The 24,101-nt window shown below is 44.0% G+C and carries 21 protein-coding genes and 1 riboswitch; of the genes, 10 read left to right on the top strand and 11 right to left on the bottom strand.

Annotation, left to right across the window (positions count from 1 at the left end):
* Positions 1–55: 55 nt before the first annotated feature.
* A riboswitch (SAM riboswitch) is annotated at positions 56–160 on the bottom strand.
* Between the two features lie 88 nt (positions 161–248).
* From VQ00_RS15920 to VQ00_RS15905, 4 genes are all read right to left on the bottom strand, one after another.
* Entirely contained in the window at positions 249–884 is a 636-nt protein-coding gene (locus VQ00_RS15920) for an SdpI family protein (RefSeq protein WP_046181110.1), read from the bottom strand.
* The gene (locus VQ00_RS15915; protein ID WP_046181109.1) at positions 881–1,156 is read right to left on the bottom strand and encodes an autorepressor SdpR family transcription factor; all 276 of its coding nucleotides are present in this window, start codon (positions 1,154–1,156) and stop codon (positions 881–883) included. The genes VQ00_RS15920 and VQ00_RS15915 overlap by 4 nt, the downstream gene beginning before the upstream one ends.
* A 180-nt stretch (positions 1,157–1,336) precedes the next feature.
* A complete protein-coding gene (gene mreBH / locus VQ00_RS15910; RefSeq protein WP_046181108.1) occupies positions 1,337–2,344 on the bottom strand; it encodes a rod-share determining protein MreBH in 1,008 nt (335 codons plus the stop codon).
* Positions 2,345–2,537: 193 nt separating this feature from the next.
* On the bottom strand, positions 2,538–3,041 hold the full coding sequence (locus VQ00_RS15905; RefSeq protein ID WP_046181107.1) for an acyl-CoA thioesterase: 504 nt from the start codon (positions 3,039–3,041) through the stop codon (positions 2,538–2,540).
* A gap of 154 nt (positions 3,042–3,195) precedes the next feature.
* Between VQ00_RS15905 and argF the strand changes: the two genes are divergently transcribed.
* Together argF and VQ00_RS15895 are read left to right on the top strand one after the other, a co-directional pair.
* Positions 3,196–4,149: an ornithine carbamoyltransferase gene (gene argF / locus VQ00_RS15900; protein ID WP_172645591.1), complete on the top strand. Its 954-nt coding sequence runs from the start codon at positions 3,196–3,198 to the stop codon at positions 4,147–4,149.
* A 249-nt stretch (positions 4,150–4,398) separates the two neighbouring features.
* The gene (locus VQ00_RS15895; RefSeq protein ID WP_046181106.1) at positions 4,399–5,259 is read left to right on the top strand and encodes a LysR family transcriptional regulator; all 861 of its coding nucleotides are present in this window, start codon (positions 4,399–4,401) and stop codon (positions 5,257–5,259) included.
* Positions 5,260–5,648: 389 nt separating this feature from the next.
* Here the strand turns inward: VQ00_RS15895 and VQ00_RS15890 are convergent, their stop codons facing one another.
* A complete protein-coding gene (locus tag VQ00_RS15890; RefSeq protein WP_046181105.1) occupies positions 5,649–7,127 on the bottom strand; it encodes a glutamate synthase subunit beta in 1,479 nt (492 codons plus the stop codon).
* Between the two features lie 16 nt (positions 7,128–7,143).
* On the bottom strand, positions 7,144–11,736 hold the full coding sequence (gene gltB, locus VQ00_RS15885) for a glutamate synthase large subunit (RefSeq protein WP_046181104.1): 4,593 nt from the start codon (positions 11,734–11,736) through the stop codon (positions 7,144–7,146).
* Between the two features lie 131 nt (positions 11,737–11,867).
* On the opposite strand from gltB, the gene gltC reads away from it, so the two are divergent.
* Positions 11,868–12,773, top strand: coding sequence for a glutamate biosynthesis transcriptional regulator GltC (gltC, locus tag VQ00_RS15880; RefSeq protein ID WP_046181103.1), 906 nt, complete (start codon positions 11,868–11,870; stop codon positions 12,771–12,773).
* A 54-nt stretch (positions 12,774–12,827) separates the two neighbouring features.
* Here gltC and VQ00_RS15875 read toward each other — a convergent pair whose 3' ends face one another.
* Both VQ00_RS15875 and VQ00_RS15870 read right to left on the bottom strand, forming a co-directional pair.
* Complete coding sequence (locus VQ00_RS15875) at positions 12,828–14,057, bottom strand: aminopeptidase (protein ID WP_046181102.1); 1,230 nt, start codon at positions 14,055–14,057, stop codon at positions 12,828–12,830.
* A 54-nt stretch (positions 14,058–14,111) separates the two neighbouring features.
* Positions 14,112–14,558, bottom strand: coding sequence for an RrF2 family transcriptional regulator (locus VQ00_RS15870; RefSeq protein ID WP_046181101.1), 447 nt, complete (start codon positions 14,556–14,558; stop codon positions 14,112–14,114).
* A gap of 114 nt (positions 14,559–14,672) precedes the next feature.
* On the opposite strand from VQ00_RS15870, the gene VQ00_RS15865 reads away from it, so the two are divergent.
* Positions 14,673–15,158: a ferredoxin reductase domain-containing protein gene (locus VQ00_RS15865; RefSeq protein ID WP_245618134.1), complete on the top strand. Its 486-nt coding sequence runs from the start codon at positions 14,673–14,675 to the stop codon at positions 15,156–15,158.
* 522 nt (positions 15,159–15,680) lie between these two features.
* Here VQ00_RS15865 and VQ00_RS15855 read toward each other — a convergent pair.
* The gene (locus tag VQ00_RS15855) at positions 15,681–16,976 is read right to left on the bottom strand and encodes a putative bifunctional diguanylate cyclase/phosphodiesterase (RefSeq protein ID WP_046181099.1); all 1,296 of its coding nucleotides are present in this window, start codon (positions 16,974–16,976) and stop codon (positions 15,681–15,683) included.
* A 246-nt stretch (positions 16,977–17,222) separates the two neighbouring features.
* Between VQ00_RS15855 and motA the strand changes: the two genes are divergently transcribed.
* The 4 genes from motA (at position 17,223) to VQ00_RS15835 (ending at position 20,975) form a co-directional block, all read left to right on the top strand.
* Positions 17,223–18,026, top strand: a complete 804-nt coding sequence (motA, locus tag VQ00_RS15850; protein ID WP_046181098.1) for a flagellar motor stator protein MotA — start codon at positions 17,223–17,225, stop codon at positions 18,024–18,026.
* Complete coding sequence (gene motB, locus VQ00_RS15845; protein WP_046181097.1) at positions 18,013–18,771, top strand: flagellar motor protein MotB; 759 nt, start codon at positions 18,013–18,015, stop codon at positions 18,769–18,771. The genes motA and motB overlap by 14 nt, the downstream gene beginning before the upstream one ends.
* Before the next feature lie 112 nt (positions 18,772–18,883).
* The gene (locus VQ00_RS15840) at positions 18,884–19,402 is read left to right on the top strand and encodes a type 1 glutamine amidotransferase domain-containing protein (RefSeq protein WP_046181120.1); all 519 of its coding nucleotides are present in this window, start codon (positions 18,884–18,886) and stop codon (positions 19,400–19,402) included.
* Positions 19,403–19,538: 136 nt separating this feature from the next.
* Complete coding sequence (locus VQ00_RS15835) at positions 19,539–20,975, top strand: methyl-accepting chemotaxis protein (RefSeq protein WP_052728607.1); 1,437 nt, start codon at positions 19,539–19,541, stop codon at positions 20,973–20,975.
* 37 nt (positions 20,976–21,012) lie between these two features.
* On the opposite strand, the gene VQ00_RS15830 is transcribed toward VQ00_RS15835, so the two are convergent.
* Positions 21,013–21,234, bottom strand: a complete 222-nt coding sequence (locus VQ00_RS15830) for a DUF1128 domain-containing protein (RefSeq protein WP_046181118.1) — start codon at positions 21,232–21,234, stop codon at positions 21,013–21,015.
* 74 nt (positions 21,235–21,308) lie between these two features.
* Positions 21,309–22,658 (bottom strand): alanine/glycine:cation symporter family protein, encoded by a 1,350-nt coding sequence (locus VQ00_RS15825; RefSeq protein ID WP_046181096.1) that lies wholly within the window; start codon positions 22,656–22,658, stop codon positions 21,309–21,311.
* A gap of 198 nt (positions 22,659–22,856) precedes the next feature.
* Here VQ00_RS15825 and VQ00_RS15820 point away from each other — a divergent pair, with 198 nt between their 5' ends.
* Together VQ00_RS15820 and VQ00_RS15815 are read left to right on the top strand one after the other, a co-directional pair.
* The gene (locus VQ00_RS15820) at positions 22,857–23,210 is read left to right on the top strand and encodes a YtxH domain-containing protein (protein WP_046181095.1); all 354 of its coding nucleotides are present in this window, start codon (positions 22,857–22,859) and stop codon (positions 23,208–23,210) included.
* A 15-nt stretch (positions 23,211–23,225) separates the two neighbouring features.
* Complete coding sequence (locus tag VQ00_RS15815; RefSeq protein WP_082091610.1) at positions 23,226–24,071, top strand: YihY/virulence factor BrkB family protein; 846 nt, start codon at positions 23,226–23,228, stop codon at positions 24,069–24,071.
* The last annotated feature ends 30 nt before the right edge of the window (positions 24,072–24,101 follow it).

Genomic DNA, 24,101 nt, shown 5'->3' with positions numbered 1-24,101 from the left:
AAAAGCCTTCCTGAGGGCAAGAAGGCTTTTTCAACATGTATGTGTTGTCCGTTCCTTCTCATCTTCCAGACTGCAGCAGTCTGCTGGATTTAGCACCTGACCGTCCGGCTGGTTGCTGAAGCGTCATAGGGCCAGTACCCTCGGCTTCTCTCGATAAGAATTAGGTTATAAAATTGCATGAATAATTAAAATTATCATATCGTTTCAAGAACGCTCAGTCAAGAAGAATTTTCACTGTAGGATTATATTTAACGATGCATTTTTTTGAATAAAAGGTATGACTGGATAAAAGGAATCAATGAGATCAGAATAATGACAACGATCAACGCCGTAATTTTAACAGCGACGGGCAAAAAGGCTGCAACAACCAGCACAAGTCCTCCAATGACAAACAGCAGGCCGCCTGTCCGGTGTGTTTTCGTCCAGACCTGGTCATCTGCAAGTGTCCACGGTGTTCGAATGCCAACTAAGTAACTGGGGCGCACGCGCGGCATGTAATTGCCGATGACAATAAAGAGCGAACCAATTAAAAGAGAAACGGCTACATCCATTTGCACAGCATACCCAAGCCCGTTAACCAGCGTCAGTAAGTGAATGATAAATAAAAGCGTAACCGATGCATTCATAATAATAAGGTAGCTGCTCTTAAATTTTCCGTAATTTTGACGGCGTGGATCGATTTTTGGAGAAGCGATCAAAAGGACGCCGACAAATAGAAGCATGAGCGGTCCGAAAAATGCACCAAACCATTTAGAAGAATAGCCGTCCACTTCTCCAGCAGGACCCCAATGTGTCGCAATTTGATCCGGCAAATAGGGGAGGATGATAAAGCTGATCAAAAAAGCAGCCGAGATGACGAGCCAAAAATAACGATATTCTTTCATTTTTCATTCTCCTTTCCAGATACATTCATCATCCACATCATAATGTCTTGAAAAACGGTTGTGTTCAATGAATAAATAATGTGCTGGCCGCTTCGTTCCGATAAAATAAGTCCTGCTGTCTGAAGTGTACTAAGATGGTGCGAGATACTGGGCTTTTTCATGTTGAACTGCTCGGCAATATCGCCGGCCGTCATGTCTTGTTTTTTTAACAATTCGATTATCGAACGTCTAGTAGGATCAGCGAGCGCTTTGAAAACAAGTGTAGCGGACATCTGCAGCCTCCTTTATTTAGATGTTTATCTAATTATCTAAATTATAATGTATCGACGTGAAATATTCAAGGAAAACAATCACTGCTTTTGGTATACTTTTCTTTTATTAAACTTTTTTATCAAGGTGTTCCATACGAAAAATAAAGGGGCTGCCTTTTTCATGGCAGCCCCTTTATTTTTTTAAGACGTCACTTTTTGTAATTTTTTCAGTACATGTAATGACCGGCCAGTGCCGATCGCGACAGATTCCAATGGATTTGGTGCTAAATGAACCGGCACGATGATTTCTTGTGCAAGCCAATCCTGAATGCCGTTTAAAAGTGCTCCGCCGCCGCTGATCACGACGCCGCGGTCAACGATATCGCCGCTCAGCTCCGGTGGCGATGATTCAAGTGTAACGCGGATCGTTTCTAAAATAGCTGACAGCGATTCGCGAAGCGCTGTTTGAATTTCATACGAGCTGACGTTCACGGTTTTTGGCAAGCCGGTCACAAGGTCGCGGCCGCGTACATCCATATGCATCTCATTATGCTCAATGGGTGCATAGCCGATTTCCATTTTGACATTTTCTGCTGTCCGCTCACCAATCAATAAATTGTATTCTTTCCGAATATATTGAATGATGTCTTCATCTAATTTATCACCGGCTAAGCGGATCGAATTGCACGTAACCACTCCGCCGTATGAAATAATAGCCACTTCCGTCGTACCGCCGCCAATGTCAACAATCAGGTTGGCAATCGGTTCCTCTACAGGGAGGTCTGCACCGATTGCTGCCGCTACAGGCTCTTCAATTAAATGAACCGTTTTGGCTCCGCTTGATTTGATCGCATCTTGAATCGCACGGCGTTCTACACTGGTTGCGCCAGAGGGTGTGCAAACAACGACTGTCGGCTTCCGAATTGTAAATCCGGCTGCTTTTCCGGCTTTTTTCATTAATTCTTTTAACATTTCGGCTGTTACATCAAAGTCGGCGATGACACCGTCTTTCATCGGGCGCACAGCTGCAATCCGTCCCGGCGTTTTTCCGATCATTTCTTTTGCATCTTTACCAACAGCTAGTACTTTTTTTGTATCCATATCAATGGCAACAACAGAAGGCTCATTTAAAATAATGCCTTTATCTTTACAGTAAACGAGCAAATTAGCTGTTCCCAGGTCAATTCCGATTTCAACTTGTCCAAACATATATCCATTCCTCCAAACGGCATTTTCTCGCCTGCGCTCATTATAAGGAAGAAAAAGAATACACGTACATGGGACAAAAAGATGAATTTGCTTTTATTACAGTCATGACAGAAGAAAAAGCCGCCGTTATAGTAAAAGGGGACAAGCTTGTTACGAAAACTTAAATTTTGTTACGGTGAAGGGAGTTCAAAGGTCATATCTTTTTAAAAAATAAAGCTAGTTCTTTACTATGATCTTTTCTGGTTTTTCGATATGCGGCACGTGCGGGAGCGGTGTCAGATAACCATTTTTCTTCTTCTGATTCTGGTACGACGCTTCCTACTTCTACCGGTTGACCGTTTTCATTTAATGCGACAAATGTCAAAAATGAAATGGCGGCCACCTCTTCTGCGCCGGTAATAAGATTTTCAGATATCACCCGAACAAATACTTCCATGCTCGATCGGCCGGTGTGGGTCACCATTGCTTTAAGCGTGACTGTATCGCCGACTTTAATCGGCCGAATAAAATCAACAGAATCAGTAGATGCTGTGACCGTTGGATTACGGGCAAATCGTGTCGCAGAAATAGAGGCGACATCATCAATATGCGCCATTAATTTCCCGCCAAAAAGCGTTCCATAATAGTTTGTATCCGGAGGAAACACTTGAGCAGACTTCACTACAATCGTATCTTGCATTCGCTTCGGTTCTTTCATATATAATCACCTTTTCCTTCCATAAAGAGTATACAGGAAGGGAGGAGGCTGATAAAGAATTTCAAATAATTTATTTTAAAAAGGTTGTATTTTAATTCTTTATAGTGTATAAATATAAGTATAAACACGGTGACGACACGTCGGGGTGACTTTTATGATCACGATGGAACAAGTAGTGAAGCTCGATTTAAAAGGGAAAGACTTCTTGAAGCTTCTTGACTTCAGCATTGAAGAAGTGCAGGCACTTGTCGTGCTTGCTGACGATATGAAAAAACAAAAAGAAAAATATTTTGATGCCTTAAAAGGGCAGATTCTTGGCATGATTTTCGAAAAAAGCTCAACGAGAACGCGTGTTTCTTTTGAAACAGCTATTCTACAGCTTGGCGGAAACGGTATGTTTTTAAGCTCGGACCAGCTGCAAATAGGCCGTGGTGAAACAATTGAAGACACCGGCAAAGTGTTATCAGGCTACCTGGATGGCATTATGATCCGTACGCACGGACATGATCGGATTGAAACGCTGGCAGAAGCAGCGTCCATTCCTGTTATTAATGGACTGACGGACTTGTATCATCCATGCCAGGCGCTGGCTGATTTATTGACCGTTTATGAGTACAAAGGCAGTTTTAAGGGCAGCAAAATAGTGTATGTTGGTGATGGTAACAACGTCGCACATTCTCTCATGATCGGTGCGGTCATGATGGGCATGGACTTTGCTCTTGCGGCACCAAAAGGATATGAAGCAGACAGCAGCGTGATCCAAAAGACAAAAGAAATTGCGGCCAAAACAGGTGCTGTCGTGACATTCACGGAAGATCCGAATGAAGCGGTACAAGGAGCAGATTTCATTTATACGGACGTATGGACGAGTATGGGGCAGGAAGAAGAATCAGCTCTTCGTCTGGAGGCATTTGCACCGTATCAAGTCAATGAAGCACTGCTTCAACAAGCAAATGGAAACTGCAAGTTTATGCACTGCCTGCCTGCGCATCGCGGCGAAGAAGTATCTGCTGGCGTGATGGATGGAGAAGCGTCCATCGTGTTCCAGCAAGCAGAAAACCGCATGCACGCCCAAAAGGCAGTTTTGTACAGCTTAATGAAAAAATAAAGCATCACCACCTTGTTCAGCCGTTATTGGAGAATAGCTGGACGCAATGAAATACTTACTTTCAGCTGTTATTGGAGAACAGCTGATCCTAAACAAAACAATTCAAAGCATTCAGATGTCATAGGAGGACACTGAATGCTTTTTTGTTTGCTTCTTTTTATACAGCGTTCCCTTTTTCCATTTCGTTCATGCTAAAATAGAAGCAGTTAAAAACAAATAAAAAGCAATCATGTATGATGGTGGGTGGATATGGAACAAAAATTAAGAGTTTTTTTAACCGTAGTAAAGCATATGAATTTTTCAAGGGCGGCAGAAGAGCTGTTTATTACGCAGCCAGCAGTGAGCCAATACATTAAATCGTTTGAAGAAGAGCTCGGCATTAAACTTATTGACCGGACGAACAAAAAGATCCGTTTGACGAAAGCTGGCAGCCTTGTTGCCTATTACGGCGGGGAGATTTTTACGTTAAACGAAAAAATGAAGCAGGCAGTGGAAGATTTGGCTGGTGAAGTAAAAGGGAAGCTGGCCGTTGGCGCAAGCTACTCGTTTGGTGAATACATTTTGCCACACATTGTGGCGGACTTTCTCGAGAAGTTTCCGTCGGTGGATCCTCATATTACGATCGGCAACACACAGGAAATCGCCGAAAAGGTCATCCATAATGAAATTGATCTTGGGGTTGTGGAAGGGACTGTCGCCTCGGATAAACTGATCGCTGAGAAAATTGCTTCGGATAAAATGTATGTCATTAAAGGAAAAAAAGAAAATACAGAGAAGCGTGTTCATTTAAATGAAGAAACATGGATTGTAAGAGAGCAAGGATCTGGTACGAGGGAAGCATTTGATTGGTTCGCGGCGAAAAACAGCATTCGTCCGGCGAAAATTCTTGAATTCGGCAGCACACAGATTATTAAAGAAGCAGTAGAAGCGGGGCTTGGTGTCGCTCTTTTATCCGAATGGACGATCCGCAATGAACTGGAGCTCGAAAAATTGAAGATTGTCGGTGGCGGAAGTCTTTATTACGAACGAAATTTTTATGCGATTATTCCAGATGCGCCGTTTATGACGAAAACAGCTGAAACGTTTTTGCATTATTTAAGAAGGGACTAGCAGACGCTGGTCTTTTTTTGTGTGGAATTGTTGTGGTTCGCTGTTTTTGACGGGAGCCGAAAAGGCGGTGGGCAAAACAGCGTCGTCTGGCAGATACATATTCTTTCGCAGCAGCAGGGGTGAAAGAATTCGGAGAAATGTCCCTGACGATTGTTAAATAAATGCAGTATATAAAGACTCGCTCTCACTTGCTGCTTTTCCAAAACCACTTGGTGAAGCCTGTCAGACGAAGACTCCTGCGGGAAGTACAGTGAATCGGCAGATCCCGCAGGCGCAGACGATGAAGCTGCCGCACTGCCCGCGGAAAGCGAAGTCCGGCCGGCTTCACCTATCGGCCCTTTTCAAAACAGAAAAAGGCTGCCGACAACGTCGACAGCCTCTTGTGCTAGTTAAGGAAGTTTCGTTTCACCCATCAAGAAGTGGTCTGTTTCACGTGCTGCTTCGCGTCCTTCATGGATCGCCCAGACGACAAGACTTTGTCCACGGCGCATATCACCAGCGGCAAAAATGCCTTCTTCGTTTGTCTTGTACTTGCCGTATTTCGCAAGAACGGTATTCCGTGCTGTTGTATCTACACCGAAGTGAGAAGCAAGCGGCATATCTGTTCCACTGAAGCCGATCGCGACAAGCACAAGTTCAACAGGCCAAACTTGCTCGCTGCCTGGAATTTCTTCCATCGTGTAGCTTCCGTCTTCAAGGTACGTTTTTTCCATACGAACCGTATGAAGTTCTTTTAACTTGCCGTGTTCATCCGCGACGAATTTCGTTGTCGAAATCAAATATTCACGTGGGTCTTCACCAAACACAGCTGCTGCTTCCGCGTATGCGTAATCAAGCTCGAATACATTCGGATACTGAGGCCACGGGTTATTTCCCTTGCGTGCCATTGGCTGTGCTTCATGCTTACCAAACTGCACAACGCTTTTGGCACCTTGGCGAATCGCTGTAGCGACACAGTCAGCGCCTGTATCGCCGCCGCCGATGACGATTACATTTTTGCCTTCTGCTGAAATAACGCCTTCTTCAGACTCATTTAAGAGGCCTTTAATGCTTTTTGTCAAATAGTCCATTGCCAAGTGAATGCCATCTGCTTCGCGTCCTTCAATGACGATGTCGCGGTGTGTTTGTGCACCTGCACACAAAATCACTGCATCGTATTCTTCTTTCAGCTGTTCTTTTGTAATGTCTTTGCCGATTGTTGTGTTGACAACAAATTCAATGCCTTCATTTTTCAACAAGTTTACACGGCGTTCGACGGATTCTTTTTCAAGTTTCATTGAAGGGATGCCGTACATAAGCAGGCCACCGATCCGGTCGTCACGCTCAAAAACTGTTACGAGGTGGCCTGCTTTGTTCAGCTGATCTGCGGCAGCTAAACCTGCAGGACCTGATCCAACGATTGCTACTCGTTTACCTGTGCGGCGTTTTGGCGGGTTCGGCACGATCCAGCCTTCTTCAAAACCTTTGTCAATGATCGCTTTTTCAATGGATTTAATGGCAACAGCAGGATCGCTGATGGCAACGGTACATGAACCTTCACAAGGAGCCGGGCAGACACGGCCCGTGAACTCAGGAAAGTTGTTTGTTTTGATTAAACGGTCCAATGCTTCTTTCCAATGACCGCGGTAAACAAGGTCATTCCATTCCGGGATCAAGTTGTAAAGCGGGCATCCCGATACAGTGCCCCCAATCATCTGGCCAGTGTGGCAGAAGGGAGTCCCGCAGTCCATGCAGCGGGCCCCTTGAATTTGTAATTCCTGTTCAGGAAGTTTTGTGGTATATTCTTTCCAGTCTTTCACCCGATTAGCCGGGTTTCGTCCTGGCGCTGTTTTACGATCATATTCGATAAAACCGGTAGCTTTCCCCATCAATTCATTCTCCTTTCTATGCGTTTTCAACGACTGGCATTTTTTTCTCTGTGAATGCGGCATATTTCGCGTCAGCCGTTTTCATTCCTTGCTGCTCATAGTAGGAAATGGATTTCATCATTTCTTTATATTCATGAGGGATGACACGGATAAAGTTGTTTTTCTCCGTTTCCCAGTTTTCTAAAATGGAAGCGGCAAGCGGGCTGCCTGTCCATTGAACGTGGCTTGTAATAAGCGCTTTTAGTTCAGATTCTTCCTGTGCACCGTCTAATGATTCTGTTAATACCATTTCACGGTTTACGCGGCTTTCCGTATAATCGCGCTCCGTTACATATAAGTACGCGATACCGCCGGACATACCAGCAGCGAAGTTCCGGCCGGTTGGACCAAGAATGACAACCCGTCCGCCTGTCATGTACTCACAGCCATGATCGGTAATGCCTTCAACAACAATATCCGCGCCGCTGTTACGAACCGCAAAGCGTGTGCCGGCACGTCCGTTAATGAACGCTTCTCCGTTTGTTGCGCCATACAGGTTTACGTTTCCGCAAATCGCATGTTCATGCGGTACAAGATTAGCGTCATTATGTGGACGGACAACGAGGCGTCCGCCTGACAATCCTTTGCCGAAATAATCATTCGCATCGCCGTTTACAGTAAACGTCAATCCTTTTGGAAGGAACGCGCCGAAGCTTTGTCCGGCAGACCCGTTAAACGTGAATTGAACTGTATTGTCAGGGAGACCTTCTGCCCCGTATGCAAGCGTGACAGCTGAACCCGTAATTGTACCCGCTGCACGGTCCGTATTGACAATGTCAAACTCACCTGCAACAACTTCCCTATTTTCAAGCGCCGGGCGAACGGCGTCTAAAAGAAGACGACGGTCAATCGTACGCTCTAATTTATAGTCCTGATCTTTCGTTTTGTACTGTTTCTGCCCGGGTTTAAGCGGCGTCATATATAGAAGAGGAAACAGGTCCAAGTATTTTGCTTTCGGATGCTGATCTTTCCGCGCATGCGGCTTTAACACTTGTTTCTGTCCGATCATTTCGTCGATTGTGCGGAAACCAAGCTCAGCCATCAATTCACGGATTTCACGCCCCACAAACGTTAAGTAGTTGACAACATGATCCGGATCGCCCATGAATTTTTCGCGAAGAGCCGGGTTTTGTGTGGCAACACCAACCGGGCATGTATCCATATGGCACACACGCATCATAATACAGCCAAGAACAACAAGTGGAGCTGTCGCAAAACCGAATTCTTCGGCACCGAGAAGAGCTGCCATGATAACGTCGCGGCCGTTCATTAATTTTCCATCTGTTTCAAGCGTTACTTTTTCGCGCAGGCCATTCATAAGAAGAGTCTGGTGTGTTTCAGCCAAGCCGATTTCCCACGGGATGCCGGCGTGTTTAATACTTGTTTTCGGAGAAGCACCTGTACCGCCTTCGTAGCCGCTGACGAGAATAACATCTGCCAAACCTTTTGCTACACCGGCTGCAATTGTGCCGACACCTGTTTTCGCCACGAGTTTCACGTTAATGCGTGCTTTGTGGTTTGCATTTTTCAAGTCATAAATAAGCTGCGCCAAATCCTCGATTGAATAAATATCATGGTGAGGAGGAGGTGAGATCAAGCCAACACCTGGCGTTGAGCCGCGTGTTTCCGCAATCCAAGGGTAAACCTTTTTGCCAGGCAAGTGTCCGCCTTCACCCGGTTTTGCGCCTTGTGCCATTTTAATTTGAATTTCTGTTGCTGTATTCAAATATTCACTTGTGACACCGAAACGGCCGGATGCCACCTGTTTAATCGAACTTGAACGCATGTCTCCATTGGCATCCTGGCGATAGCGGCCAGGATCTTCGCCGCCTTCACCGCTGTTGCTTTTACCGCCTAAACGGTTAAGGGCAATTGCTAATGATTCATGTGCTTCTTTACTAATAGAACCGTAAGACATCGCCCCGGATTTAAACCGTTTAAAGATGTTTTCAAGCGGTTCAACTTCATCAAGCGGAATCGATGGACGGACTGAGAAATCAAGATCAAGCAAGCCGCGAAGGAACATAACGTTTTCCTCGTTTATTAGCGATGAATATTGTTTATATAGCTCATAATCATTCGTCCGTGATGCATGCTGAAGCATATGAATGGTTTTCGGATTAAACGCATGTTTTTCACCTGTGCGTCTCCATGCGAACTCACCACTCGAATCAAGCGTCGGATCGCTGAATTCGCCTTTGCCAAATGCATCGTGATGACGGATAAGTGTTTCGTTTAAAATAACATCAAGTGTAATGCCGCTGAGTGCTGTCGTTGTACCGGTAAAGTATGTTTCAATGACGTCGTGGCCAACACCGACAGCTTCAAAAATTTGCGCGCCACGGTAACTTTGAACCGTTGAAATACCCATTTTAGCCATTACTTTGACAATGCCGCTTGTTGCCGCATAGTTGTAGTTTTTCTCTGCTTCTTCCGTCGACATGTTTTGAATCTTGCCATCTGCCACCATCGAACGAAGAGATGCGAGCGCAAGATACGGATAAATCGCATCTGCACCGTAACCAATCAAGCAGCAGAACTGGTGAACATCACGTGCTTCCGCCGTATCAAGAATCAAACTGACATTGGTGCGTCGTCCTGTTTTAATTAAGTGATGATGAAGACCGCTCACTGCAAGGAGGGCAGGCACAGCTGCTTTTTTGCTTGATACACCCCGGTCTGACAAGATGAGGAGTGACGCGCCATTTTCAATTGCTTCATCCGCTTGTTTAATCAGTTGTGACATCGTTTCCGATAAAGACGTTTTATCTTTTGCGTTAAATAAAAGGGAGAGCGTTTCTGTTTTGAATGCTTCTTTTTTGTTTAACGCAATTTTGTTCCATTCTTTTTCGCTAAGAATCGGCGTTTCCAAGCGGATGCGACGGCTGTTTTCTGCAGAAGGAGTTAAAATGTTTCCTTCGTTGCCAAGAAGCGTCATCATAGATACGACGTTATCTTCACGGATCGCATCAATCGGCGGATTTGTTACTTGAGCAAAAAGCTGTTTAAAGTAATTGTACAAAAGCTGCGGGCGTTCAGATAGAACCGCAAGCGGCGCATCATACCCCATTGAACCGATCGGGTCTACTTTTTCCGTTGCCATCGGCGCGATCTGTTTTGTTAATTCATCATACGTGTAGCCGAATGTTTTCTGAAGATTCAGTATCTCTTCGTCGGTAAATGACTCATCTTGTGCGTCAGTGGCTTCTTCAAGATCTGTAATATGTGTTAAATTATTGTCAAGCCATTCACGGTAAGGCTCAGCTGTTGTAATTTCCCGCTTGATTTCTTCATCAGACACGATACGTCCTTCTTCCAAATCAACAAGAAGCATTTCACCGGCGCTGACCGTTTCTTTTTTCACGATGCGTTTTTCATCGACTTCGATTGTGCCGACTTCAGATGAATAAATGATGTGGTCATCATCCGTCACATAGTAGCGGGCTGGGCGTAAACCGTTACGGTCAAGAATCGTACCGATTTTGCGTCCATCCGTAAATGAAATCGATGTTGGTCCGTCCCAAGGCTCCATTAGGCAGCTGTGGTATTCATAAAAAGCTTTTTTCGGATCCCCCATATGCGGATCACGGTCCCAAGGCTCGGGAATCAGCATCATTGCCGCATGAGGAAGTGAGCGTCCTGACAGTGTTAAAAACTCAACCGCGTTATCAAGCATCGCCGAGTCACTGCCGTTCGTATCAATGATTGGCAAAAGGTCTTCATATTGATTGCCGAACAATTTTGAATAGCCGGCTTTTTCACGTGCCTGCATCCAGCTGACGTTTCCACGGTTCGTATTGATTTCACCGTTATGAATCAAGTAGCGGTATGGATGCGCACGTTCCCAGCTTGGGAATGTATTTGTACTGAAACGAGAGTGAACGAGTGAAAAGGCGGACTGGTAGTCTTCTTTTGCAAGGTCAATGTAATATTGATCGATTTGCTCTGGTGTCAGCATTCCTTTATAAATGATGGTCCGTGTTGAAAAACTCGGAATGTAAAACGTACCTTTCACATCCGGATTATGACCAATTTCATTTTCGACGCGTTTTCTCATTATATAGAGTGCGCGTTCAAAATCTTTTTCTGTTTCATGTTTTTTGCTTTTTTCAACGAATAATTGCATTACATATGGAGCGATGACAAGCGCTTCTGGTCCAGCTGCCTCTGGATTGACCGGAACGTCACGCCAGCCGAGAAGTTTTAATCCTTCTTCATGAAGAATCAGTTCTGTTTCCACTTGAATCTGCTGACGTTCTTTTTCGTTTTTAGGAAGGAAGAACATACCGACTGCATACTCATACGGAGCAGGTAATGTAATGTTCAAGCTTTCACATTCTTTACGGAAAAAATCATCACAAATTTGCAACATGATGCCTGCACCATCGCCTGTTGTTCCGTTCAAGTTTCCGCCGCGGTGTTCTAAGCGGCAAAGCATATGAATACCATCCTGCACAATTTTGTGGGATGGGCGTCCTTTAATATTCGCGATAAAACCGATACCGCATGCATCATGTTCATTTTGTGGGTCGTACAAGCCCTGTTTTTCCGGGTAACCGTATAGATTCATGTTGTGCACCTCCGCGTTCAAATCATCTTTCTCTGTTAATATTTATTGTAAAGACGATAAATGATACAATCAATATATTATTAATCAGTTATTCATCTCGAAATGATATGAGTTGAAGGGTGTGGATATAAATGGAAATGAGACAAGTGAAATATTTTATGGAAGTAGCACGACAGGAACATGTCACGGAAGCTGCATTTCGTCTTCATGTCGCCCAGTCTGCGGTCAGCCGCCAAATTGCAAAGCTCGAGGATGAACTTGGAGTAGAGCTTTTTTTACGGGAAGGAAGGAGTGTGCGTTTAACGCACGCCGGCCGCATTTTTTATGATCATGCTGTCATTGCAATGGAAGCAATGGATAAAGCGGTGCAGGTAATTGAAGATTATTTGAATCCAGAAGCTGGAAAAATTCGTCTCGGCTTTCCGAACTCGCTGGCGACGAAAACATTGCCGCGGGTCATTTCCGCTTTCCGAAACCAATATTCGGATGTCGGATTTGATTTTAAGCAAGGGTCGAACAGGGAACTGCGCGACCGGGTGGAAAAAGGCGAAATTGATCTGGCGTTTGTCTCGCCTGTACCAGAAGCAACTGCTGAAATTGATACGCACGTTTTCTTCTCTGAGCATATGAGAGCGTTAATTCCTACTCACCACCGGCTTGCCAAGCAAGTATCGATTAACTTGCGCGACTTGATGGATGACCAGTTTGTTTTGTTCCGGACGGGATATGATATGCGGGCGCTCGTCATTGATGCATGCAAACAGGTGAATTTTGAACCTGCCGTGGCATTTGAGAGCGAAGATATTTATACAATTAAAGGATTAGTAGAAGCAGGGCTCGGTGTCAGCCTGCTGCCGGAGACGCTGTTAATTGACCAGACGCCGGTAGGCACAGTCAGTATCCCGGTCAGTGTGCCGCGGGTCACTAGAACGGTTGGCGTCATCATAACCAAATCGAGAACAATACCGCCATCCGAAAAATTATTTTATGAATTTCTCATTAAATACTATAATCGCTTGAATGAATTTAGTTTATAACAGAAAAGATCCAGTGCCGCTTATTTGCGGCACTGGATCTTTTCTATAGTTTCATTACGCCCAGTTGCCGTTGCGGAAAACGGCTTCACGTGTACCATCCGCTTTAATGCCGTCAATGTTCATCTCAGCGGAACCGATCATAAAGTCAACGTGGGTAATGCTTGTATTTAAACCATTTTTCTCAAGTTGTTCCTGCGACATTTCTTTGCCGCCTTCGATGCAAAATGCATAAGCGCTGCCGATGGCTAAATGATTCGATGCATTTTCATCAAAGAGTGTATTGAAAAACAAAATGCCCGCATTTGAAATTGGTGAGTCATGAGGGACAAGCGCCACTTCCCCTAAATAATGAGAGCCTTCATCTGTATCGACAAGCTGCTTCAGCACATCTTCCCCTTCTTCAGCAGATACATCGATGATACGCCCGTTTTCAAATGTAACGGTAAAGCCGTCGATAATGTTGCCTGCATAGCTGAGCGGCTTTGTCGCTTTTACATAGCCATTAACACCTGTTTTAACAGGGACCGTAAACACTTCTTCCGTCGGCATATTTGCCATAAAGCTGTGTCCTTGTTCACTTGTACTGCCCGCACCGACCCATAAATGTGTGTCTGGCAAGTCGATCGTTAAGTCCGTTCCGGGAGCTGTATAATGAAGTGTTTTAAAATGCTGCTCGTTCAATACGGCTACTTTTTCACAAAGGCGGGCATCGTGGTCTTTCCATGATTGCACCGGATCGGCATGATCAGCGCGTACTGCTTTGAAAATCGCTTCCCAAAGAGCTGGGGTTCGCTCCTCTTCAGGAAGTTCGCTGAATACTTTATCTGCCCAGTCCTGTGAAGGAGCTGCAATAACCGTCCAGCTTACTTTATCAGACTGAATGTATTCCCGGTATTTTTTCATCGCGGCACCAGCTGCTTTTTGATAAGCGGCAATTCGTTTTCCGTCGACTCCTTTTAACAAATCCGGGCCAGATGAAACGATCGACATAAATGCGGCGCCTTCTTCTGCAAGTGATTCCATCATTTGTTTGTTCCACTCAGGGAATTCATGAAATGCTTCTTCCGGTGCAAGTGTATATTTTAATTTAGAGACAGCATCGTCGCTCCAGTCGACATATACGTGCTTGGCGCCTGCTTTATATGCTTTTTCAACGATTAAACGGACAAGCTGTGCTGAATCAATCGCCGCACGAACGACGAGGGTCTGGCCCGGCTGAACATTTACACCTGTTGAAACCGACAGCTGCGCATATTTTTCTAATTGTTCCTGAAAATTTGTCATTGATATTCTCCTTTATATAAGTAGTATAGTCAGTTTATCAAAAAAAACGCTCCATTACGTAATAGAAGCGTCAGATTCCAAAAAGATACGAAGCATGTCTTTATCGGCTAAAAAATCATTCAATGTATAGCGGTCCAGCACCGACATAAATGCCTGCAGCGCTTCCGCAAATACGTGCCGCAATCCGCAGATCGGCGTAATGACACAACGCCCGGGATCAACAAAACATTCAACAAGATGGAAGTCATCTTCTGTTTTCCGGACGACCTCGCCAATATTAATATCCAGAGGATTTTTAGCAAGCCGGATGCCGCCATTTCGTCCTCGAATTGTTTCAATATAACCGAGTTTGCCCAGTTCGTGGGTTACTTTCATTAAATGATTTTTTGAAATATTATATGCATCTGCAATTTCTCTAATATTTGATAATTCACCTTCTTCTTTTGCTCCAAGAAAGACGAGCATCCGAAGGGAATAATCTGTATAAAGCGTTAATTTCATTTTCCTCACCTATCCTATATACCTATTATGTCACGTGAAAAGAACGATGTGCAATTATGAACATTTTTCAAAACATACATTTTCTATATTGTTATTGCAGATCCAATAACGTATTTGCATGATCAATTAAAAGAAGGGGATACGATCGAAGTAAGTGCGCCGGCGGGTGATTTTTATTTGGAAAAAAGCACGCAGCCTGTCGCACTTATTTCCGGTGGTGTCGGTGTAACACCCATGATGGCAATGCTTGATGCGGTTGCTGCGAACGAACCGAACCGAAAAACAGTCTTTATTCACGCGGCTCGCAATAAAGAAGCGCACGCATTTGGCAGGGAATCAGCAGAAAAAATCAGCCAGCTGTCAGACGGAAAAGTGTACATTGCCTATGAAGAGAAAAAGCACGAGTCAGATGTATGCGATGTGACCGGATTTATTAGTAAAGACTTTTTACAGAAAGTGATTGATTCACAGAGCATTTGCTACGTTTGCGGTCCAGTTCCGTTTATGCGGGCGGTTGTGCAGCATTTGACTGAACTGGGCTTTGATAAACAAAATATAAAATACGAATTTTTTGGTCCATCGCTTGCCTTGCAGTCTTAAATGAAAAACGCAGAACCCTATTTGGATTCTGCGGTCAGAGTTTAGACAAATAAACCCTTTTGTCAGCGCATTTGATTTTTCTTCTTCATCTTCATCCTTGTTCTTTGGTGATGGTGGTTTATGGCTTTCTGATTGGAGCCAAAATGCGGCGGGCTCGCGACTTCGCGTTCCGCGGGCAGGAGTCTTCGCCGCAAGCCCGCCGCCGCTGTTTCTATAAGAGCATCGCCGGTTCTCACGGACACGCTCCACTGGCGGCAGCGCCGAAACGGGACCCTTACGATGCCCACTCGTTTTCGCGAATATAGGCCAGCCAAAAAACGGGGTGAAGCAAAAAGGACGCAGACTCCTGCGGGAACAGCAGTGAACGTGAGACCCCGCAGGAGCGAGAGCGACGAGGAGGCTCACGCACTGCCCGCGGAAAGCGAAGTCCTTTTTGCTTCACCTATCGGCCCCTTCAAAAAAACTGAAGACTTTGTCGACAGGCTGACCGCAAAACCCTATTCGGATTTTGCGTTTTATTTATTATGAACCGTATTTTTTCTGCGCGTAACGTGCTTCTAAAATGTCAGGGCGTTCGGACCAGCTAATTAAATAGCCTTGAATAGAGTCGCAGCCCAATTTTTTTAAAATGCTCATCTGCTCCTGTTTTTCCACACCTTCTGTCACAACAGACAACTTAAACAACTTCGCAAGCTGAATGATCATTTCAACAAGTGCTTTGTCCTCGAAGGATGTATGGACACCATCGATAAATGACTTATCAATTTTTAGTGTATCAATGAGGAGTTTCTTTAAATAAGTAAGCGAAGAAACCCATGTGCCAAAATCATCAAGGGAAATCGAAATACCTTCTTTTTTTAAAGAATTAATAATGGTAAGAGCAGCATCAAAGTGCGCCATAATCACAGTTTCCGTTATTTCGAGTTCAAGATGACGTGCTTCCAGGCGAGAATCATAAAGAATATGGCTAATCATTTTGGGGAGTCGATCCGATAAAAACATTGGGGCTGAAATATTGACAGCTACTCGTTCAATCGTATGGTTCATCTGTTTCCATTTCTTCATTTGGCGGCACGCTTCACCTAGAATCCACTTTGTTAAGTCAAAAATAAACCCGTTTTTTTCGGCAATAGGAATAAAAGTGGCAGGGGAGACAACGCCGTGAATTGGACTATTCCAGCGGATCAGCGCCTCGACTGAATCAACACAGCCTTTGTGAACATTAAATTTCGGCTGGTAGCACAAATAAAACTCTCCGTTTTGGAGGGCGCTCTGAAAGCTCATCGCAAGCCGGCGTTCTAGATCCTGCTGTTGAAAGGATGCATCGTATAAGACGATATCATTTTTCCCATTATGCTTTACATGGCGCAAAAGAGTATAATAATCCGATCCATCCTCCGAGGCCAATGCCACACCGGCTGAAAAAGTAAGATGGACAGGCTCGCCGAATACGTGAAAAAAGTTTTGCAGCGGCAAAAATTGTTCAGAAAGCATCGTTTGGATTTCCTGGCTGTTATATGTGCTGGGAATGGCAAGAGCAAACTTATTTCCTTCAATTCGTGCTGCCAAACTATGGGGTGGAGCTGAAAAAACGAAACGTTGTGAAAATTCAACGATTAAGGCATTTCCGCTTTCATAGCCGTACTCTTCATTAATCCAATTAAAATTATCAATATCAATCACAACGACAGCAATCGGCAAATTAAGCGGAGTCGTCCGAGCGTGAATGAATTTTTCTAAGCTGCTTCGGTTTGGAAGCTGCGTTAATTGATCTGTTCGTTCAAGACGAAACGCAATTTTTTTTCGCGGAAAAAACAAGATTGTTATAAAAAGGAAAATAAGAAAAAGAATAATGTAATCATAGGTGAAAAGACCTCGTTCTTTTATGAATTGGTTTTATTTTATCTAATAGATGTAAATCTAATGATAAGATTTTATTAATTTTAATTCAAAAAGACTATTTATGTAACAGCTTTGCCATTCTTTTTCTTTGTCGAAACGTGTAAAATATTCCTTAACTGAATTATAAGTAAAAAGTCTATGAAAATAAGGAGCTAGCATATTATGGATAAATCTTCTCTTATTGGTATTATTTTAGGTATTATTGCGGTCGGAGTCGGAATGATGGCCAAAGGAGTCAGCCCAGCTGTTCTTGTGAACCCGGCTGCTTTTTTAATTATCATTGTAGGGACTGTAGCAGCAGTAACCATTGCGTTTCCTGGATCGGATTTAAAGAAAGTGCCTAAGCTGTTTGGCATTTTGTTTAAAGATCAAAAAAGATTGAGTCCCAAGGAAGTTATCGGACTGTTCACAAGCTGGGCAGAGCTTGCCCGTAAAGAAGGCCTGCTCTCTTTAGAATCAAAAATGAATGAAATTGAAGATGATTTTCTGAAAAATGGCATGAGTCTGGCAGTAGATGGGCAAAGTGCGGATTACATCCGTGACGTACTGAGCGAAGAAATTGCGGCAATGGAAGACCGTCATATGTCTGGAGCAGCTATCTTTACACAAGCCGGCACTTATGCACCGACGCTTGGGGTTCTCGGAGCAGTTATCGGCTTGATTGCTGCACTCGGAAATATGAGTGATACAGATGCGCTTGGTCATGCGATTTCGGCAGCGTTCGTGGCGACGCTTCTTGGTATTTTTACCGGTTACGTGTTATGGCATCCCTTTGCGAATAAATTAAAACGAAAATCAGCGATGGAAGCAAAAGTGAAAGAAATGATGGTTGAAGGTATTTTGTCTATTTTAGAAGGGGAGGCCCCGCGCACCCTTGAACAAAAGCTGGCTTCTTATTTACCGGCAGATGAAAAGAAAAAACTGCTTAATGTAAGTGGAGGAGGACTAGGGGATGGCGAAGCGTAAGCGGCATAAAAAACATGAAGAGCACGTGGATGAATCATGGCTGATACCGTACGCGGATTTGCTGACGCTGCTCCTCGCTTTATTTATTGTTTTATTTGCGAGCAGCTCCGTTGACGTCCAGAAGTTTCAGGCTATTGCTTCTGCTTTTAATAACGAGATGGAAGGCGGCAGCGGCGTTCTCGATTTTCCAAGTCCCGTTTCCAACCCATCCATGTCTGAAACAGAAGAGCAGGAAAATTTAAAAGCAGCGGATCAAAAAGAATTGCAGGAAATGCAGGAAAAAATGACAGCCTACATTAAAGAAAATAATTTGCAGGATAAAGTGGAAACGACGTTGAATGGAGAAGGCCTGCTTTTGCGTATTCGCGATAACGTCTTGTTTAACTCCGGTGAAGCTGAAATTCAGCCTGCCCATCTTAAAAATGTACAGGAAATTTCAAAATTGCTTGTAATGGACATTCCGCGCAGTATTATTATCAGCGGTCATACGGATAACTTACCGATTAGCACGGCGCAATTTGACTCGAACTGGGAGTTGAGTGCGATGCGCGCAGTTAATTTCATGAAAGAAATTTTAAAGAATGAACAGCTTGATCCACGTCTTTTCAGTGCAAAAGGATACGGGGAATATCAGCCGATTGCTTCAAACGACACTGATGCAGGACGTGCGCAAAACCGGCGGGTGGAAATTTTAATTTTGCCGCAAGGGGAAACCGATCAATCAACAAATTCTTCGACCCAATGACAGAAAGGAGGCCATTCCTTTCTGTTTTTTTTGTTTAAAGGCTGGATCTCCGGGTAAACTTTCTACTGTAAACAAAAAGGAAAGTTAAAAAAGAGAGGGGCATACATTGATTATGAGTAAAAAAATTGCTGTTTTAATTACGGATATGTTTGAAGACGTTGAGTACACGGAACCAGCAAAAGCTTTTAAAGAAGCTGGACATGAACTGGTCAACATTGAAAAAAAATCAGGGAAAACGGTGCAAGGAAAACAAGGAGAAGCGATAGTCTCGATCGACAAAGGAATTGATGAAGTGAATTCATCTGATTTTGATGCACTTTTATTGCCAGGCGGTTTTTCTCCGGATCAGCTCCGCGCTGATGACCGCTTCGTTCAATTTACGAAAGAATTTATGGATGCAAAAAAACCTGTTTTTGCCATCTGTCACGGACCACAGCTGCTCATTACGGCAAAATCTCTTGAAGGCCGCGATGCAACAGGATTTAAATCCATCCAAGTCGACCTTGAGTATGCCGGCGCAAATCTTCATGATAAAGAAGTTGTCGTCTGCCAAAACCAGCTTGTAACAAGCCGTCAGCCAGACGATATTCCGGCATTTAACCGCGAATCATTAAAATTGCTTGCCCAGTAAAATACTGTATGGAAAAGACCGCTAATTTTTTTGCGGTCTTTTTTTTGGGGAAAATATCGTTTTTTGAAGGCGAATAAATGTATAATGGGTTATATGAACTATTATGTTTTGCTTATTTATTAAAGGGGTGTCAACGATGAAGAGTGTGCGGGGAAAACTTTTATTAAGCTTTGGTATTTTAATTGCATTAGCGGTTATCATTTCGGCAGTGAATTTCATTTCAATCTCGATCTTAAATAATAATACCGAAAATCTACTTTCAGAGACATTGCCAAAATTGTTGAATGATGAAAACATTTCAACTGAAAATGCACAGCAAATAGCAGCACAAAGTGAAAACGTTATCGCGTTTGGTCAACAGTCCATGGCAATCAGTCTTATTTTGGCGATTGTGTCGTTGATGGGTGGTATCGTATTGGCATGGGGAAGCGCCCGTGCCATTACTCGTCCACTGAAAGCAGTGGCTGCCCGGATGAAAGACATGGCTGCTGGGCGTGTTCAGCAAGAGCCTCTCCACACAAAATCAAATGATGAAGTTGGACAGCTCGTTGTGGCAATGAATGAAATGAACAGCCAGCTTGGCTCAATTTTTTATGATATAAATGGCGTTTCGAAAAAAGTTGAAGAAGAAAGTGCATCGCTTCATCAGCAGTCAGATCGGGTTCAGCAGGAAACGGGCCAGGTCGCGGCGATGATGCAGCAAATGTCTGCAGGTGCAGAAGAACAGGCACGATCGGCTTCCACATTGACTGAAATGTTCGGAAAGTTTGTTGAGGATATTTCAATTGCGGCGATGAGCGGGGAAGAGGTAAAACAAGGTGCAGCGGATATGGTCTCTTTAACCGATGAAGGAGAAAGAGAAATGAAACAGTCGGTTGATCAAATGAATACGATTTATCAAAACATGACGAACGCGCTCCAAAAAGTAAAAGGGCTCGATGACCGGATGAAAGATATTACGGAACTCGTCAGTATTATCCGCCAAGTAGCAGAGCAGACAAACTTGCTTGCTTTGAACGCAGCCATTGAAGCAGCCCGGGCTGGCGAACACGGACGCGGCTTTGCGATTGTCGCGGATGAAGTACGGAAACTGGCTGAGCAAGTGGCTCGATCAATCACAGGAATTAATGATATTATTGCGAGTGTTCAGCAGGAATCTGCTGAAGCGGTTGTGACGCTCGAAAGCGGCTATGACCTTGTTGCGCAAGGAAGCAGCCAAATTACCGGCACTGGTGAAAAGTTTAGTGAAATGAAAGAACGGATCAGCCAGGTAAGCACGAATATTACATCTATTTCAGACTCGCTGTATGTCGTAATGGATCATACAGTAAAAGTGAATCAATCAATTTCAAATATTGCTGCGGTTTCTCAAGAATCAGCGGCAGGAATTGAAGAAGCGGCCGCAAGTGTGCAGGAAACAAACCGGTCAGTGGACGCCATTTCACATATTGCTGCGCAGCTCGATCAGCATTCTAGTGAATTAGGTGATCATATTGAAAAATTTCAGGCAGGGGGCAGCCGCAAAATGGACCTGATCAGTGAAGAAACAGACGAAGAGTCAATGAACGGATAAAAAAGATACCCGCGGCAACAGCCAGCGGGTATCTTTTTTATTTGCGCAAATTTCCAAGCTCCTCAGCAATCGCCTGCATTTCATTTGGGCTGAACGACTGCTTGCGGATGACCAAATCGTAAATGTCTTTTAAATCTTCATACGAAGAGGTGCTGAAATGTTCCGGGCTGATGGCGCCTGTATTCACCATCCGGAGTTTTGTTGTAATTTGGTTGACCATATACTGAATATTTTGGGCTGATTTTACGCTTAAATCCACGACTTTGTCACCTTTTTCATTTTTTATAATCATTCCATGTTTTGCAGCGCTTGTCAATAAAGTATAATAAGCGATTAAGCGGTGTGCTTTTCTTCTTTAATTTTCTTTAAAATAATGCGTGTTTCCGCAACGACAACACCGGACAAACCGAGTAAGCCGACCAAGTTCGGAAGCGCCATCAAACCGTTCATAATATCAGCAAATGTCCAAACGAGTTCAAGACTAGTCACCGCACCGACGAACACGGAGAGTACGAAAACGATGCGGTAATAGTTCACAACTTTTTTGCTGAATAAATACGAGAAGCATTTTTCACCGTAGTACGACCAGCCGATAATTGTTGAAGAAGCGAAAAACAACAAACCGATCGCCACGATATAAGAGCCGGCTGAACCAAGAAACGCGCTAAAGGATGCCGTAGTCAATTCGCTTCCTTTAAGGCCGGAATCGTATTTTCCGGCTAAAACAATGACCAATCCGGTAATTGAACAAATGACGATCGTATCGATAAATACTTGCGTCATTGAAACGAGCGCCTGGCGGGCAGGCATATCCGTTTTTGCTGCCGCTGCTGCAATGGATGCAGAACCGAGGCCGGCTTCGTTTGAGAACACGCCGCGTGCAACCCCATAGCGTATAACAGTTCCAAGTGCACCGCCGGCGACAGCTTCTCCTGTGAAAGCGTCGGTGAATACTAATGCCAGTGCGGCCGGAATATCAGCCAGGTTCATTGCTAAAACAATTAAGCCGGCAATCACGTAAAAAGCAGCCATTACCGGGACGAAAAAGGCGGTGACGCGGCCAATGCTTTTAATGCCGCCAAGCAATACAAGTCCCGTAAAAATCGTTAAAACAAGCCCTGTTACCCAGGCGGGTACATTAAACGTTGAGTTAACAACTTCTGCAACCGAATTTGCTTGGACAAGGTTACCGATGCCCAATGCCGCAATTGCACCAAATAAAGCAAATAAGACACCAAGCCATTTTTGATTCAGTCCATGTTCCAAGTAATACATCGGACCGCCGGACATCTCGCCATTCTCATCTTGCACACGGTACTTTACAGCCAAAACCGCTTCCGCGTACTTTGTGGCCATTCCAAAAAAAGCGCTGATCCACATCCAAAAGAGTGCGCCCGGACCGCCGATCAATACAGCTGCTGCCACACCAACAATGTTTCCGGTCCCGATGGTCGCGGCGAGCGCCGTCATGAGCGCTTGAAAGTGGGAGATGTCCCCTTCGGAATGAGTGTCTTGATTTTTGCTGAATGCAAGTTTAAGTGAATAAGGCAGAAGACGTATTTGTAGAAAGCCTATCCGCATCGTAAAATAAATACCAGTACCGACAATAAGAACTAAAAGCGGCGGCCCCCAAATAAACGAACTGATCCTGCCAAGCATTTCTAAAAGCTTGTCTTGGTCCATAAATCTCCCTCCCCCTTTAATTTTTCACTATAAAAGACAATTCTGAAAAACCTGCATATTACTCAAATAAAGTTTATTTTTATGAATATGTGTTTCAATTTTTTTTAATAAGGGAAAAGCTTCAACATCTGACAAGGAAAATCGGCATGGCAAGCCGAATACTAGACAGTATTGAGATAAAGAAAGGATGACTATTCAATGGGTAAAAGCAAATTTTTCGTAAGTGTGGCAGCAGGTGCTGCTATCGGAGGTACAATCGCGCTTCTAGACCGTGGAACGCGCCAGGCAATGTCTTCATGGGCAAGTTATATAATGGCGCTTGCGAAAGATCCAGAGCAGTTAACAGAGTCATCACGTGAACTGATCGACCGGGCAACTGAAACAGCGCAAAAAATTAATGAAGATGTTTCGTTCATTAAAGGAAAAGTAGATGACTTAAAAGAGTTGACGCCGGAAGTAAAAGACCTTGTTCAAGAGACGAAATCAACTTTTGTGCCGGATGAACAAAATCCAGCAGCTTCGTCACCAAGCGCACAATATCCGTCGTCATAACGGAGGAGAGCATTTTTGGCAAAACATACAGATGAAAAAACAGAATTTCGTATCTTTTTTAAACACTTGATGCGAAGAGTAAAAGCATCAGATGTACCGGGTATAGCGGCACAAATGGCTTACTTCTTTCTGCTTGCTTTATTCCCACTGATGATTTTTATGGTAACATTGCTTGGATACCTGCCGATCGATCCGAATGAAGTGTTTAATATTATTAAAGACTTTGCACCTTCCGATTCGTTAAGCCTCGTACAGGATACGCTGCTGGAAGTCACGTCTAATCAAAATGGCGGCTTATTATCAGTCGGTGTTCTTGGGACAATCTGGTCAGCGTCCAATGCGATGAATGCAGTGATTAAAGGCTTAAACTACGCATACGACGTAAAAGAAACCAGAGCTTTTTACGTAGCGCGCGGATTATCGGTTTTGTTGACCTTCGCATTTATCTTTATTATTGCTGTCATGCTTATTCTTCAAGTATTCGGTGAGCAAATTGGCGAGTTTGCGTTTGAATTCCTTGGTATGGGCGACCAGTTTTTAATCATCTGGACATGGATTCGCTTTTTGCTGCCGCCAGTTGTTTTGTTTCTGGTGTTTGTAGGCTTGTATTATTTAGCGCCAAACTTAAAAGTGAAATACGTGACGGTTTTGCCGGGAGCAATTTTTGCGACGATTGGATGGATTATTGTATCACTCGGTTTTTCATTTTATGTCAATAACTTTGGTAATTATTCTGCCACATATGGAAGCATTGGGGGCGTCATCATCCTCATGATTTGGCTTTACTTATCCGCAATGATCCTTCTAGTCGGTGGTGAAGTCAACGCGCTCCGTAATGATCAAAAGCGCGGAGTAAACTGAAAAAAACCCGCTTGAGAAATTTTATTCTCA

Origin of the sequence: Domibacillus tundrae, assembly GCF_000970675.1 — a bacterium.
Classification (GTDB): Bacteria; Bacillota; Bacilli; order Bacillales; family Domibacillaceae; genus Domibacillus; species Domibacillus tundrae.
The sequence above is the reverse complement of the archived record's forward strand: the minus strand, read 5'-3'. Positions and strand labels throughout refer to the sequence as shown.